At 72.3% G+C, this 13,969-nt stretch carries 14 protein-coding genes; 5 read left to right on the top strand and 9 right to left on the bottom strand.

Going from position 1 to position 13,969, the window contains the following annotated elements; genetic code table 11:
• Positions 1 to 24: 24 nt before the first annotated feature.
• The 3 genes from FBY23_RS01650 to FBY23_RS01640 all read right to left on the bottom strand — a co-directional run bounded on the left by FBY23_RS01650 (position 25) and on the right by FBY23_RS01640 (position 3,169).
• Positions 25 to 597: a single-stranded DNA-binding protein gene (locus tag FBY23_RS01650; protein WP_141796552.1), complete on the bottom strand. Its 573-nt coding sequence runs from the start codon at positions 595 to 597 to the stop codon at positions 25 to 27.
• Between the two features lie 126 nt (positions 598 to 723).
• The gene (gene rpsF / locus FBY23_RS01645; RefSeq protein ID WP_139623520.1) at positions 724 to 1,011 is read right to left on the bottom strand and encodes a 30S ribosomal protein S6; all 288 of its coding nucleotides are present in this window, start codon (positions 1,009 to 1,011) and stop codon (positions 724 to 726) included.
• Between the two features lie 160 nt (positions 1,012 to 1,171).
• Positions 1,172 to 3,169, bottom strand: coding sequence for an FHA domain-containing protein (locus FBY23_RS01640; protein WP_160158129.1), 1,998 nt, complete (start codon positions 3,167 to 3,169; stop codon positions 1,172 to 1,174).
• A gap of 65 nt (positions 3,170 to 3,234) precedes the next feature.
• On the opposite strand from FBY23_RS01640, the gene FBY23_RS01635 reads away from it, so the two are divergent.
• The gene (locus FBY23_RS01635; protein WP_141796550.1) at positions 3,235 to 4,032 is read left to right on the top strand and encodes a deoxyribonuclease IV; all 798 of its coding nucleotides are present in this window, start codon (positions 3,235 to 3,237) and stop codon (positions 4,030 to 4,032) included.
• A gap of 9 nt (positions 4,033 to 4,041) precedes the next feature.
• Here the strand turns inward: FBY23_RS01635 and FBY23_RS01630 are convergent, their stop codons facing one another.
• Complete coding sequence (locus FBY23_RS01630) at positions 4,042 to 4,716, bottom strand: hypothetical protein (protein ID WP_141796549.1); 675 nt, start codon at positions 4,714 to 4,716, stop codon at positions 4,042 to 4,044.
• A 58-nt stretch (positions 4,717 to 4,774) separates the two neighbouring features.
• On the opposite strand from FBY23_RS01630, the gene FBY23_RS01625 reads away from it, so the two are divergent.
• Complete coding sequence (locus tag FBY23_RS01625; RefSeq protein WP_141796548.1) at positions 4,775 to 5,296, top strand: hypothetical protein; 522 nt, start codon at positions 4,775 to 4,777, stop codon at positions 5,294 to 5,296.
• 8 nt (positions 5,297 to 5,304) lie between these two features.
• Here FBY23_RS01625 and FBY23_RS01620 read toward each other — a convergent pair whose 3' ends face one another.
• On the bottom strand, positions 5,305 to 5,622 hold the full coding sequence (locus FBY23_RS01620) for a hypothetical protein (protein WP_141796547.1): 318 nt from the start codon (positions 5,620 to 5,622) through the stop codon (positions 5,305 to 5,307).
• 170 nt (positions 5,623 to 5,792) lie between these two features.
• Here FBY23_RS01620 and FBY23_RS01615 point away from each other — a divergent pair, with 170 nt between their 5' ends.
• Both FBY23_RS01615 and FBY23_RS01610 read left to right on the top strand, forming a co-directional pair.
• On the top strand, positions 5,793 to 6,923 hold the full coding sequence (locus FBY23_RS01615) for a peptidoglycan bridge formation glycyltransferase FemA/FemB family protein (RefSeq protein WP_141796546.1): 1,131 nt from the start codon (positions 5,793 to 5,795) through the stop codon (positions 6,921 to 6,923).
• Between the two features lie 3 nt (positions 6,924 to 6,926).
• Positions 6,927 to 8,003, top strand: coding sequence for an alanine racemase (locus tag FBY23_RS01610; protein WP_141796545.1), 1,077 nt, complete (start codon positions 6,927 to 6,929; stop codon positions 8,001 to 8,003).
• Between the two features lie 39 nt (positions 8,004 to 8,042).
• Here FBY23_RS01610 and FBY23_RS01605 read toward each other — a convergent pair whose 3' ends face one another.
• From FBY23_RS01605 to FBY23_RS01590, 4 genes are read right to left on the bottom strand one after another with little or no spacing between them, the layout of a single operon-like run.
• Positions 8,043 to 9,479: a glycosyltransferase family 87 protein gene (locus FBY23_RS01605; protein WP_260805683.1), complete on the bottom strand. Its 1,437-nt coding sequence runs from the start codon at positions 9,477 to 9,479 to the stop codon at positions 8,043 to 8,045.
• A 3-nt stretch (positions 9,480 to 9,482) separates the two neighbouring features.
• Positions 9,483 to 11,735: a transglycosylase domain-containing protein gene (locus FBY23_RS01600; RefSeq protein WP_260805682.1), complete on the bottom strand. Its 2,253-nt coding sequence runs from the start codon at positions 11,733 to 11,735 to the stop codon at positions 9,483 to 9,485.
• A gap of 24 nt (positions 11,736 to 11,759) precedes the next feature.
• Positions 11,760 to 12,263 (bottom strand): SigE family RNA polymerase sigma factor, encoded by a 504-nt coding sequence (locus FBY23_RS01595; RefSeq protein WP_141796544.1) that lies wholly within the window; start codon positions 12,261 to 12,263, stop codon positions 11,760 to 11,762.
• Entirely contained in the window at positions 12,260 to 13,126 is an 867-nt protein-coding gene (locus FBY23_RS01590) for a hypothetical protein (RefSeq protein WP_141796543.1), read from the bottom strand. The genes FBY23_RS01595 and FBY23_RS01590 overlap by 4 nt, the downstream gene beginning before the upstream one ends.
• Positions 13,127 to 13,313: 187 nt before the next feature.
• Here FBY23_RS01590 and FBY23_RS01585 point away from each other — a divergent pair, with 187 nt between their 5' ends.
• On the top strand, positions 13,314 to 13,907 hold the full coding sequence (locus FBY23_RS01585; protein WP_141796542.1) for a PadR family transcriptional regulator: 594 nt from the start codon (positions 13,314 to 13,316) through the stop codon (positions 13,905 to 13,907).
• Positions 13,908 to 13,969 lie beyond the last annotated feature (62 nt).

Raw genomic sequence — 13,969 nt, 5'->3', positions numbered from 1 at the left:
TGCGAGCCTGCGAGCCTCGAAACCTCAGAACGGGGGCTCGTCGTTGGACGAGACACCCGGCGCGGCCCACGGGTCGTTGGCCGGGGCGCCGCCCCCGTAGTTGGAACCGCCACCCTGGTTGCCGCCACCGGAGGGGGCGCTGCCCCACGGGTCCTGACCCGCGGGACGGCCGCCGCCACCCTGGTTGCCGCCACCCTGGTTGCCGCCGCCGTACCCGCCGCCACCGCCGGAGCGGCTCGCGCGGGTGACCTTGGCGGTCGCCCAGGTGAGCGACGGGCCGATCTCGTCGACCTGCAGCTCGTTGACGGTGCGCTTCTCACCCTCGCGGGTCTCGTAGGAGCGCGACACCAGACGGCCCTGCACGACGACGCGCATGCCCTTCTGGAGGGACTCGGCGACGTTCTCCGCGACCTGGCGCCAGACCGAGCAGCGGAGGAACAGGGTGTCCCCGTCCTTCCACTCGTTGGTCTGCCGGTCGAAGGACCGTGGCGTCGAGGCCACCGTGAAGTTGGCGACAGCCGCGCCCGACGGGGTGAAGCGAAGCTCCGGGTCGTCGGTGAGGTTGCCGATGACGGTGATGACGGTGTCGCCAGCCATGGTGGTCTCCTGTGCGGTGGGGTTCGAGTGGCCCGCCCGGGCTCAGTCCCGGGCAACGGACCCCATGGTGTCCCGTGGTGCCGACAATGAACAGCCGGCATCCACAGGCACGGGGCCCTGGCTTCCTCAGACGGTGGGTCGCAGGACCTTGGTCCGCAGGACGGACTCGTTGAGGGTCAGCTGGCGGTCGAGCTCGTCGACCGTCGCCGGGGCGGCGGTCAGCTTGACGATGGCGTAGATGCCCTCGGCGTGCTTCTTGATCTCGTACGCCAGGCGGCGCTTGCCCCACACGTCGACGTTGTCGACCGTGCCGCCGTCGTTGCGGACGACGTTCAGGTACTTGTCGAGCGACGGCTGAACCGTCCGCTCGTCGAGGCTCGGGTCGAGGATGACCACGACTTCGTAGTTGCGCAAAGCGGTCTCCACCTCCTCTGGACTCAGGCGGCCGCGGACTTTCCACGGCAGGAGGGCCTTGCTTGTCTGGCTGGTTCGGCCCAGCAGACGGATACGGTGCCAGCGGCACCGGACGGGACAGGCTAACAGCGCCCGCCCGCCCGGACCGAATCCCGCCCGGCTACCCGAACAGGACCGGGTTCTCGATCCGGGTCCCGTCGATGACCAGCGTCGCGATCGCGGCGGAGAGCCCCTCGGGTACGTCGAGCGACACCGTCGCGCAGACGTCGTCGGAGCCGAGGTCCCACGACCCGTCGAGCGAGCCGATCAGCTGGCCCTGGGGGTCGGCGAGCTCGATGGTGAACGGCGTGCCGTCGGGCAGCCCGCTGACGGCGAAGTGCGCGTACAGGGTCGCCGGGAGGCTCACCCCGCTGAGCACCTGCGGGTCGTCGAGCGTGCTGGTGGTCGAGCAGGCGCCGCTGCCGTCGGTGGACCAGCCCTTGGGGGAGGCGGTGGCCTGGCCCATCGGGTCGGCCGGGGTCTCCGGCACGTCGTCGAGGTACGGCGACACGTACTCCGGGTCGCCGCCCTTCTTGGCGATGTCGACGATGTCCTCGGTCAGGTTGACCGGCCGGATCCGGGCGGAGCCGCCGGTGAACGCACCCCCCTCGCCGCTGCTGCCCACGGTCGACTCGGTGACGACGGCGCTGTTGATGCCGACCAGCTCCCCGTCGTCGTTGATCGAGGCGCCGCCGGAGTTGCCGGAGCCGATCCGGATGTCGCTGTCGATCCAGGCGCGGTTGCCGGGGACCGCGGCCTCCTTGAGGAAGGTCGACACGACGCCGCGGGTCACGGTCAGCGCCCGGTCGAGGCCGTCGTCGGAGGCGACGTGGGCGACGGCCGGGAAGCCGAGTGCCGTGAGCTCGTCACCGGTGCGCAGGTCGTCGCTGTCGCCGAGCGGCACCGGCGGCGGCAGGTCGAGCTCGTCCTTGCCGATCTCCTTGCCGTCCTCGTCGGCGGTGATCTTGAGGACCGCGAGGTCGAGGACGCCGTCGGCGACGATCGCCTCGGCGGAGTACGACGGCGCGGCCGGCTTGTCGTCCTCGGCCGAGGTGAGCGCGACCAGGAGCCCGGCGGGGTCCTCCTCGTCGCCCTGCTGGCCGGGCGCGCTGGGCTTGCCGACGTGGGCGTTGGTGAGGATCAGCCCGTCGTCGCTGATGATCGTGCCGGAGCCGGTGTAGATCGGCTCGCCGTCGTCGTCGACGGCGATGATGAGGACGCTGGCGAGCTTGGCGCGGTCGAGCTCCTCGGTGCTGAGACCGGCGGCCTCCTGCGAACCGCCACCGCTGCCGCCGGACTCGTCGTCCCCGCCCAGCAGCACCGCCGCCGTGACGCCGCCGCCGACCAGGACCAGCGCCGCGACGATGCCGCCGACCAGGGCGGCGGTGCGCCTGCGCTTCTTCTTGGCGATCGACTTCTGCGCGACGCCGGTCGCGACGATCGGGACCACCTCGACCTCGGCGCCCGCGGTGGGGTGGCCGAGCATCAGCGTGGTCGGGTCCTCGAGCTTGCGCTGGGTGACCCGGTCCTCCTCGAGGAAGGTGCCGGCGGTCGACCGGTCGACGTACCACCACCCGTCGGGGCGCCCCTCGACCACGCCGTGGAGCCGGGAGACCGACGGGTCGTCGACGACGACCTCGCTGGCCGGGTCGCGGCCGATGCGGACGACGACGCCCGGGGGGAACCTCTTCGAGACGCCGCCGGCGCGCACCAGCAGCCCGGGGCCGCTGACGTAGCCGGGGCCGGCGGGGCCGACGCCGGGCAGCACGGTCTGCTGGAGGCCCGCGGGCGGCAGCGTCGCCGGGTCGGGGGCGGCGGGGCGCGAGACGCCGGCCGGCGTCAGCTGGACCTCCTCGCCGTTCACGCCACCGAACCGCACCGTCGTCGGCCCCGTGACGCGGACCTCCGTCACGCGGTTGCCGTTGAGGAAGGTGCCGCCGCTCGAGCCGGTGTCGACGAGCACCCAGCCGGAGCCGTCCGAGCGCAGCTGCGCGTGCTGGCGGGACGCGGAGGGCGCCGTGAGGACGATGTCGGAGCCGGTGTCGCGTCCGATGCTGACGACGCGCGGCTCCTCGAACGACCAGGTACGGCCGCCGCTGGAGACGTGAAGGGTGGTCACGCGAGGAAGGTAGTGCCCCGGCGCCCGATCCACGAGTGTCGCCGCCGGTCGATACGGTGACGACCATGAGCGAGCTGCGCATCGGAGCCCACGTCGACCAGACCGACCCGATCGCCGAGGCGGCCGCGCGCAACGCCCCGCTCGTGCAGTTCTTCCTCGGCAACCCGCAGTCCTACAAGGGCCCCGTGCTGTCGTACGACGGCGGCCCGGCCGCCCTCCGCGCCGCCGCCGAGGCCGCGGGTGTCGACCTGTACGTGCACGCGCCGTACCTGATCAACGTCGCGACCACCAACAACCGCCAGCGGATCCCGAGCCGCAAGCTGTTGCAGCAGCACATGGACGCCGCCGCCGAGCTCGGCGCCAAGGGGCTCATCGTCCACGGCGGCCACGTCACCGACGAGGACGACCCTGCCAAGGGCTTCGACAACTGGCGCAAGGCGGTCGAGGCGACCGACATCAAGATCCCGCTGCTCATCGAGAACACGGCGGGCGGCACCAACGCGATGACCCGCTACCTCGAGCGGATCAAGGGCACCTGGGACGCGATCGCGTCCGCCGAGGGCGCCGACATGGTCGGCTTCTGCCTCGACACCTGTCACGCCCACGCCGGCGGCAACGCCCTGGAGACCATCGTCGACGACGTCCTCGCGATCACCGGCCGGATCGACCTGGTCCACGCCAACGACAGCCGCGACGCCTTCGACTCCGGCGCCGACCGGCATGCCAACTTCGGCGCCGGCCAGATCGACCCGGACCTGCTCGCCCAGGTCGTCCGCGACGCCGGCGCGCCGGTCGTGTGCGAGACGCCCGGCGGGGCCGAGGAGCACGTCGCCGACTTCGCGTGGCTGCGCGAGCGCCTGTGACCGCGTCCCTCAGCCGAGCGCGATCCGCTCGACCACCCGCGACCTGAGGACCAGGTCGTCCATGGTCTCGGTCAGGTGCACCTCGTCGACCCGCAGCGGTACGACGAGCCGTTCGCGGTGGTGCGCGACGAGGCTCCGCAGACCGTCGTACGCGGCCGCCGTGACGTCCTGGCGCAGCTGGACGAACCCGGCGAGCAGCGGCCGGAACGGAGCGCCCACGTGGGTGGCGAGCGCGGCGAGCGCGGCAGTGGTCGCCGCGTCGGCAGGCTCGACCGGCAGGTAGATCCGACCCCGGTTGTAGCGACCCACCCACGGTCCGCGGACCACCATGTCGAGCGGCCTCCTGGCCGCGTCCGGGAGCACGCCGCCGACGTCGCTCACCCCTGGTGCGAGCGTCGCATGCATCCGGTCCGCGCGCGCCTGGATTCCGGCGAACCAGACCGCCGGCGCCGCGGCGCTGGCCGCGAGGTCGGCGAGGAACGCCCGCACCGACGGCGCCTCGAGCAGGCTCTTCGGCAGCGGTACGACGACCGAGCGGACCGGCGGCCAGAACTCGCCCGGTCCCAGCGAGCGGGGACCGAGCGGCGGGCGCGGTCGGTCGTGGAGGAGCGGCAGCTGGCGGGTGCGGTACCGCTCGTCCAGGGTGAGCGCATCCCGCTCGGCCCACGGGAACGCGTCGAGCATCCCGGCACGGTAGCGAACCGCTCTTGCGCTCTTCCGGATCACGCGTAATCTGAATTACATGATTACAACCGACCAGCGCGACCAGATCCGCGGCTGGTTCGCGGGACGCCTGCCGGAGGACCTCTTCGAGTCCGTGGTGGAGGTCACCGTCGACCGCGAGGAGATCACCGTCATCGGCCGCATCGCGGCCCCGAAGCTCGCCGAGGACGCCTCGGCGACCGAGCGCGAGGCCGCCGCCCAGGGCCGCATCCAGGAGTTCCGCGGGCGCACCCGCGACGCGCGGATCGCCATCGCCCGCGAGGCCGAGCGCCAGTTCGACCAGAAGGTCGCGTGGGGCGTCGAGTGCGACGGGACCAGGGCCCTGTTCACCCACCTGGCCGTCCCCGTCATGACCCGGCTGCGCCAGCCCGAGCGCGTCGTGCTCGACACGCTCATCGCCGGCGGCGTCGCCCGCAGCCGCAGCGAGGCGCTGGCCTGGTGCGTCCGGCTCGTCCAGCAGCACGCCGACGACTGGCTGGGCGAGCTGCGTGACTCGCTCGAGCACGTCCAGCGGGTCCGCGCGGCGGGCCCGGACGCCTAGATGGGCAACTAGGGCGTGTCGCGGCCCGGGCGGTCGCCGAGCCAGCCGAGGTTGGTCGCGACCTGCTCGAGCGAACCGAGCAGTGCGTCGTACTGCTCCGGCGAGAGGCCCTCGGCGGCCCGCTCGGCGACCGCCTGGACCGGGCCGTCCTGGACCTCGCTGACCAGCTCGCTGCCGGACTCGGTCGACCGGTACTCGCCACTGCGGTGCTCGACCAGCCCAGCCGCCACCAGTCCCTCGGCGGCGGGGAGCAGCTCGACGGCGACGTCATCGGCGACGGCGCCGTGCTCGAGGCGCCCGAGGGCGTGCCAGTCACGACGGCTCAACCCGCGCTCGGCCAAGGCATCCGCGACCTGGTCGTCGAGCAGGCGGTCGAGCGTGGTCAGCCATTAGCCGAGCGGGCGCGGTGCGGTCATGGCCCCGCGGTACCCCGCTCGCCGGGGCTACCCCGCCGCACCCGTCCGATAGGCCCGATAGGCCCGATAGGTTGGTCCCCATGCCCAGCGTGCGCCCGATCAGCCCGACCGAGCACCGCGACCACCTCGCCACCCTGCCGTCCGCGAGTTTCCTGCAGACACCCGGCTGGGCGCGGGTGAAGAGCGAGTGGCGCAGCGAGTCGCTCGGCTGGTTCGACGACGCGGGGAAGCAGGTCGGCGTCGCGCTGGTGCTCTACCGCAAGCTCCCCAAGCTCAACCGCTACCTCGCCTACCTGCCCGAGGGGCCGGTCATCGACTGGGGAAGCGACGACCTCGGCGCCTGGCTGGACCCGATGGTGCGGCACCTGAGGAAGCAGGGCGCGTTCGCCGTACGGATCGGGCCCCCGGTGGTCACCCGGCGCTGGACGACGGCGCAGGTCAAGGAGGGCATCGCCGACCCGGCGGTCCGTCTCCTCGGCGAGATCCCGCCCGCCGAGCGCACCCCGGCCGGCGCGCGCGTGGTCGCCCAGCTCCACGAGCTCGGCTGGCGCCACCAGGGCGTCGAGGGCGGCTTCGCCGCGGGCCAGCCGCAGTTCGTGTTCCAGGTCCCGCTCCGCTCCGCCGACGGCACCCAGCTCAGCGAGGACGAGGTCCTCAAGGGCATGAACCAGCTGTGGCGCCGCAACATCAAGAAGGCCGCGAAGGAGGGCGTCGAGGTCACCCGCGGCACCCGCGAGGACCTGGTGGCGTTCCACGAGCTCTACGTCCACACCGCTCAGCGCGACCACTTCACGCCGCGTCCGCTGAGCTACTTCGAGACGATGTACGACGCCCTCTGCGCCGACGCCCCGGAGCGGTTCACCCTCTGGCTGGCCCGCCACGACGGCGACCTGGTGGCCTCGACGATCGCGATCCGCGTCGGCGAGCACGCCTGGTACTCCTACGGCGCCTCGTCCACCGAGAAGCGCGAGGTGCGCGGCTCCAACGCGATCCAGTGGGCCATGATCCGCGACGCGATCGCCGCCGGCGCGGCCGTCTACGACCTGCGCGGCATCACCGAGACCCTCGACGCCGACGACGCGCACGTCGGGCTGATCCAGTTCAAGGTCGGCACCGGCGGCGAGGCGGTCGAGTACGCCGGCGAGTGGGACCTGCCGGTCAACCGGGCGCTCTACAAGGCCTTCCAGGTCTACCTCCAGCGAAGGGGCTGACCGATGAGCCTGACCCTCACCGTCGACGGGCCCCGCTGGCGCACCCACCTCGAGTCGGTCGCCGACGCGCAACCCGGGCTGGTCCCGGTCGCGAAGGGCAACGGCTACGGCTTCACGCTGGGCCGCCTGGCCCGCAAGGCGCAGTGGCTGGCCGAGCGCGGCCACGACGTACGCACCCTCGCCGTCGGCACGTACGACGAGCTGCCGGAGGTCGCGCAGCGCTGGCACGGCGACCTGCTGGTGCTCACCCCGTGGCGGCCCTGGGTGCCGCTCCCCGACGCCGCGACCGGCCGCCGGCTGGTCCACACCGTCAGCCGCCTGGCCGACCTGCGCGACCTGCTGCACGCCGACCCGACCGCGCGGGTCGTGCTGGAGCGGATGACCTCGATGCGCCGCCACGGCATGGCCGCGCGCGAGCTGTGGGAGGCCGGCGACCTGCTCCGCAAGCACCCCGGCGCCCGGGTCGAGGGCCTCGCCCTGCACCTGCCGCTCGGGCAGGGCACCCACCTCGGCGAGGTGACCCGCCTGGTCAACGACTTCGTCGCCGCCGAGGTCCCCACCCGCGGCACCCCGGAAGTGTGGGTCAGCCACCTCACCGACGCCGAGCTGACCACCCTGCGCAGCCAGTACGGCGACTTCACGGTCCGCCCCCGGATCGGCACCGGGCTCTGGCTCGGTGACCGCGGCGCCCTCCGCGTCACCGCGACCGTCCTCGACGTGCACCCCGTCGAGCGGGGTGACGCGTTCGGCTACCGCGGCCGCACCGCCCCGAAGTCGGGCCACGTGCTCGTCGTCAGCGGCGGCACCGCTCACGGCATCGGCCTCGAGGCGCCCACCGGCGAGCAGTCGATCAAGGCGCGGGCGGCGACGCTGGCCCGCGGTGGCCTCGACGCGGTCGGGTTCGTGCGCTCGCCGTACGCCATCGACGGCAAGCAGCGCCTGTTCGCCGAGCCGCCCCACATGCAGGCCTCGATGCTGTTCGTGCCCCACGGCGCGCGGGTGCCCGAGGTCGGCGAAGAGGTGGACGTCCGGGTCCGCTACACCGCCACGGCGTTCGACCGGGTCGTCGTCTCCGGCTGATCCCCGCGCCCCATGCGTTCTGGTCGCTGAATCGGCCGATCAGCCGCCAATTCGAATGGGGCGCGGTTCCACGGCCACCCCCGGCTCGACCCGCTCCAGCGCGGCCGGGTCGTGCGCGGGCCGGTAGAGGTCGCGCACGATCACCGCGGCGAGGTAGAGCTCGCCGAGCACCCGGACGACGATGCCGACCCAGTAGAACCCGGCGTCCCCGCCGCCGGCCGGGGCGAGGTAGCCGCCGAGGTACCACCACACCGTGCAGAAGTAGAAGACCTCGCTCGCCTGCCACACGATCTGGTCGCGCCAGCGCGGCCGGGCCAGGGCGGCGAGGGGGAGCAGCCACAGGACGTACTGCGGCGAGTAGACCTTGTTGACCAGCAGGAAGCCGACCACGATCAGGTAGCCGAGCTGGGCCAGGCGGGGGACCATCGCCACGGGGCCGCGGCGCCCGGCGGTCATCCCGATCGCGAACACCCCGAGGCACCAGGCGCCGAAGAGCACCCACGACCACACGTTGACCGTGTGCGCCGAGATGCCGAGGTCGCCCGCCTGGTCGACGAGCAGCCACAGCGAGCCGAGATCGGCCTTCCGCTCGGCGTTGAACGACCAGAAGACCTTCCACTGGTCCGGACCGGAGAGGTACGCCGGCGCGTTGGCCACCACCCAGGCGACCACCGCCCACAGCGCGGCCAGCGCGAACCGCCCGACCCGACGCTGGCGCAGGCAGATCACCAGCAAGCCGCCGAGCAGGAACAGCGGGTAGAGCTTGGCGGCGGTGCCGAGGCCGATCAGCACGCCGGTGAGCACCGGCCTGTCCCGCGACCAGGCCCACAGCGCCCCGGCCACCAGAGCGACGGCGAGCAGGTCCCAGTTGATCAAGCCGGTCAGCAGCAGCGCGGGGGAGAGGGCGAACGCGGCCGCGTCCCAGGGCCGGGACCGGTTCGCGCCCGCCAGCAGCCAGGTCGCCAACAGCGCGAGCGCGGCGAAGCCGACGGCGTTCACGAGGAGGAAGAGGTTCTCCTCGTCGTTGACCTCCGGGTCGCCGTACAGGTCGGAGACGGGCGCCTTGTAGCGCGCCGCGACGTCCGGTGACCCGTTGAGCCAGTGCGTGACCCACGCGGTGCCCCACGCCCAGTAGGAGATGCCGACCGGGTACTCCATCACCTGGTAGCGGGCCCGGGTCTGGTCGTCGTCGGAGTACGGCCAGGCGTGCTCGGCCATCCCCCGCGGCACGTACAGCGGCTTGAGGTCGGTGTAGCACATGTGGGAGTAGACCCAGTTCTGGTCGTGTCCCTGGGCGAGCGAGCACGGCGCCTTCTGCACGAGCCCCGCCGCGAACACCACCGCGGTGAGCAGCAGCAGGACCCGCGCCGGCGTCCACCACCGGTGCGGTCGCGCGTGGTCGCCCATCGGGCCGCCGACGACCTCGCTCAGCGCCGTGACGACCGCGTCGTCACGGGTGGGGTGGACGTGGGTCACCGGTCAGGGCCGGACGCGGGGGTTGTTCCCGTTGCCCGGGTTCCCGATGGTCGGCCCGGTGGGGAACGTCGGCTGCGTCGGCTGCGTCGGCTGCGTCGGTGTCGGGGTCGGCGGTGGGACGAAGGTCGGCGGCGCCGTCGGCGGAGGAGTGACCGGAGGCGGAGCCTGCTCGGTCGTCTTCTTCTCCTTCGGCTTCTTGGACTTCTTCGGCGGCGGGGGCGGCGGCGGGACGTACTCGTGGCCCTCGGTCGGCGCCTCACCCTTGACGTACGCCGCGCCCGGCAGGTCCTCGACCTCCTCGCCGTCGAGGGCGCGCAGCATGACCGCGGTCCAGGTCTTGGCGGGGTAGGCACCGCCGAAGTACGACGGCAGCCAGTCCTTGAGCTGCTCGTTGCCCTTGCCGCGCACGTACATCACCGCGGTCGCGAGCTGCGGCGTGTAGCCGACGAACCAGGCCGAGGAGACGTCACCGTTGCCGTTGGTGGCGGTGCCGGTCTTGCCGCCGGCCGGGCGGTGCAGGCCGAGGGCCGCCGTACCGGATCCGGACTTGACGACCTGCTGGAGCGCGTAGCCCACGTCGTCGGCGATACCCTCGGGGACCGCGTCGTGGGTGGCGACCTTGTGGTCGAAGCGCACCACGCCGTCGCGGTCGACGACCTTCTCGATGATGTAGGCGTCGGCGGCGACCCCGCGGTTGGCGATGGTGGCGTAGCCGTTGGCCATGTTGATCGGGCTCACGGTCTGCGAGCCCAGCGAGACGCCGGTGTTGGGCTGCAGGCCCGGGCTCGAGGTCGGGATGCCGTACGCCGGCGTGGCGGCCTCGGCCGGCGGGATGCCCATCGCGTTGGCGGTGGTGATGATCTGCTGCGGGCCGTCGGGCATCGCCAGCGTCATGTCGATGAACGCGGTGTTGATCGAGTCCTCGGTGGCCTTGATCAGGTTGACCCGGCCGTAGCTGTGGTCGCCCTGGTTCTCGATCTCGCCGCCGCCCTCGAGCTCGTAGGGCGAGTTGCCGTCGAAGGTGTCCTTGAGCTCGAAGCCGGACTCGATGCCGGCGGCCAGCGCGAACGGCTTGAACGTCGAGCCGGCCTGGCCGCCGGACACGGCCCAGTTGATCTGCGACTCGAGGTAGTCCTGGCCGCCGTAGAACCCGCGCACCGCCCCGGTGCCGGGCTGGACCGAGGCGACCGCGACGTGCAGCTGCTTGGGCCCGAAGCCCTCCGGACGCTGCTCGGCGACGCCCTCGGCGGCCGCGGCCATCGCCTTCTTGGTGAAGGTCGTGGTGACCTGGAGGCCGCCGCCGTTGATCTCCTGCTCGCTGAAGCCGAGCCGGGTGAGCTCCTTGTGGACCATGCTCAGCACGTGGCCCCGCTGGCCGCCGTACTGCTCGCTCTGCTTGATCTGCGGGAACTTCGGCAGCGCCTCGCGCGCCTGGGAGACCTCGCCGGCGGGGGCCGTGCCCATCTTGGCCATCGAGTCGAGGACGTACTGGTAGCGGCCGAGCAGGCGCTGCGCCACGTCCTCGCCGTCGGCCGGGTCGAGGCCGTTGGGGTTGTTGAGGATCGCGGCCAGGGCGGCGGACTGCTTGAGGTTGAGCTGCGCGGCGTCCTTGGCGAAGTAGGCCTGCGCCGCGGCCTGGATGCCATAAGCTCCACGGCCGAAGTAGATGGTGTTGAGGTAGCCCTCGAGCACGTCCTGCTTGCTCAGCTGGTTCTTCACCTTGAGCGAGAGGATCGCTTCCTTGAGCTTGCGCTTCCAGGTGCGCTCCTGGGTCAAGTACAGGATCTTGACGTACTGCTGGGTGATCGTCGACGCGCCCTGGGTCGCGTTGCCCTGGGCGTTGCTGAACGCCGCGCGCAGGATGCCCTTCGGGTCGAGGCCGTTGTCGGTCCAGAAGGTCTGGTTCTCGGCGGCCACGACGGCGTCCTTCACCGTCTGCGGCATCTCGTCGTAGTCGATCGAGTCACGCTTCTGCACCGCGAACTGGCCGAGCTGGCTCTTGCCGTCGGAGTAGTAGACCTGCGTGGTCTCGGTGAGGAAGTCGGCGTTGGGGTCGGGGATGTCGATCGACCGGTAGGCGACGAAGAAGCCGGCGGCACCCAGCAGGGCCATCACCACGCAGGCGATCAGGCCCCAGATCGTGTACCGCTTCAGCCGCTGCTTCCAGGTCCGCGGCGTGCGGTCCTTCGAGCGGCCCTTCGAGCGCGCCTTCGCCCTGGTGGGCGACGCGCCGGACTTCCGTTTTCCCTGAACCACGCAGGACAGGGTACGGCGCGGGTGTCAGCCGACCCGATTTTCCGAGATCTGTCCACGCAGGGCCGCCAGCGCTCGCGACGACTGGCTCTTGACCGTGCCCTCGGCGATCCGCAGCTCGGCAGCGGTCTCGGCGACCGACAGCCCGAGCCAGTGGCGCAGCACCACCACCCGGCGCTGCATCGGCGGCAGCGCGCGGACGGCGGCGAGCAGGTCGGTGCGCTCGCCCGGCTCCAGCCCGGGCCGGGCCACGGGGTCGTGGCCGTCCAGGCCCGGCCGCTCACGACGCCACGGCCGGCGCCGCTCGTCGAGGTCCGCGTTGACGATGATGCGTCGTACGTAGGCCAGCTCGGCACCGGCGGCGTGCAGCCGCGGCCAGCTCACGTAGAGCTTGGCCAGGGCGGTCTGCAGCACGTCCTCGGCCCGGTCCCACTCGCCGCCGCACACGGCGTACGCGATCCGGCGCAGCCGGACCTGGTGGGCCTCGACGAACGCGGTGAAGGCGGCGTCCCGCTCCTCGCGGCTGCTCATCGCAGTCCCTGGCCCGAGGCGTAGCGGTCGCGGGCGTAGGCGAGGAAGGCCGCGTACGTCGGCTCGGGCAGCACGCTGACGTCGACCGGGATCGCCTCGGACGGGCCGCCGGGGGAGCGGCGCACCAGCACGAACGAGGTCAACCCGTCGACGAGCACCTCGGCGACCGCGGTGTCGTCACCGGGTGCGGCGAAGCCGGGGACGTCCGGGTCCGGCCACTGGCGCAGGATCCGCACGCCCACGCCGGGCACCAGGTCGGTGCCGCCCTCGGCGAAGGTGACGTACGCCGCCGGCTCGCTCCCACCCGCGAGGTCGACCATGTCGGCCAGCCACTGCTCGAAGCGCGCGTGCATCGAGCCCGCCGGGTCCCACGTCGCCCCGCCGCCGTCCGCGGTGTCGTCGAGGAGGTACCAGTACCTCTCCTCGCCGTTCGTCACCACCAGCCCGACCGACGCCTCGGGCGCGACCCGGTGCAGCGGGTTCGGCACCTCCCGCACGATCCGCCAGCCCCGCCGCAGCACGACCGCGCCCTGGTCGTCGTACCCGACGTGCTGGCCGGGGACCAGTACGTCGGAGATCCTCTGCTTCGGCCGCACCGTGGCCGTCTCGACGGGAGTCGGGGACGGCTGCTGGACCACCGGCGTCGGGTCCGGGGTGCTGCGCGGGCCGGCGCCGTCGGGGAGCAGCGCGACCGTCGTCGCCGCGGCCAGCACGACCGCCCCGGCCGCGCCGTACCGCAGGCGGCGGTTGCGCTGCCGCCGGCGACCGCTCGCGACGTACGCCGCCGCGGGGCGCGGGGCCGGCTCGTCGTCGTACCCGGCCTCGAGAGCGGCCGCCACCTCGTCCCACACGTCCGTGCTCATGCTCCCTGTACGTAGCCGGTCGCAGATCCGTTGCCCCGCGAGTTTCACCGGTCGGCCGGTGAAACTCGTGCTGGGACGAGGAACCTTCCTCGTCCAAGCGCCGGTTTCGTCGTCCAAGCCCCCCTGTTCGACACTCCCGATCCATCGGAAGTTCACGTCCCGCGGATATATCGCTACGATAGATCGCATGGCACGGCGCGGGGACACCATCGAGCTCGCAGTCCTCGGACTGCTGCACGAGGGACCCATGCACGGCTACGAGCTGCGCAAGCGGCTCAACCTGATGCTGGGCTGGGGCCGGCTGCTGTCGTACGGCTCGCTCTACCCCGCGCTGAAGAAGATGCTCCGTGGCAACCTCATCGAGGAGACCGTGCCCTCGGGTCCCCAGACCCGCCGGCAGCGGATCGTCTACCAGGTGACCGACCTGGGCACCGAGGAGTTCTCGCGCCTGATGTCGGAGGTGGGTCCGACCGCGTGGGAGGACGACACGTTCGACATCCGGTTCCGGTTCTTCTCCTCCACCGACATGGAGATCCGGCTGCGCGTCCTCGAGGGACGTCGCTCCCGGCTCCAGGAGCGGCTCGACCGCGTCCAGCGCGAGCTGGCCATGACGCAGGCCGAGGCCGACCGCTACGCCGCCGAGCTGCAGCGTCACGGGGTGGAGTCGGTCGAGCGTGAGGTCCGGTGGCTCTCGGAGCTCATCAACGCCGAGCGCAGCGGCCAGCAGGCACCATCCGGACCGGAGACGCCGACGTCAGCAGCACCGTCGACGCCGTCCTGACCGGCACCGCACAACGGTTCAGGTCAGCACCTGATCATTCACGAGATGTCATGAGTACCAAG

Source organism: Nocardioides sp. SLBN-35 (genome assembly GCF_006715725.1).
Classification (GTDB): Bacteria; Actinomycetota; Actinomycetes; order Propionibacteriales; family Nocardioidaceae; genus Nocardioides.
Note: the sequence above shows the minus strand (reverse complement) of the source record. Positions and strands in the feature narration are given on the sequence as shown.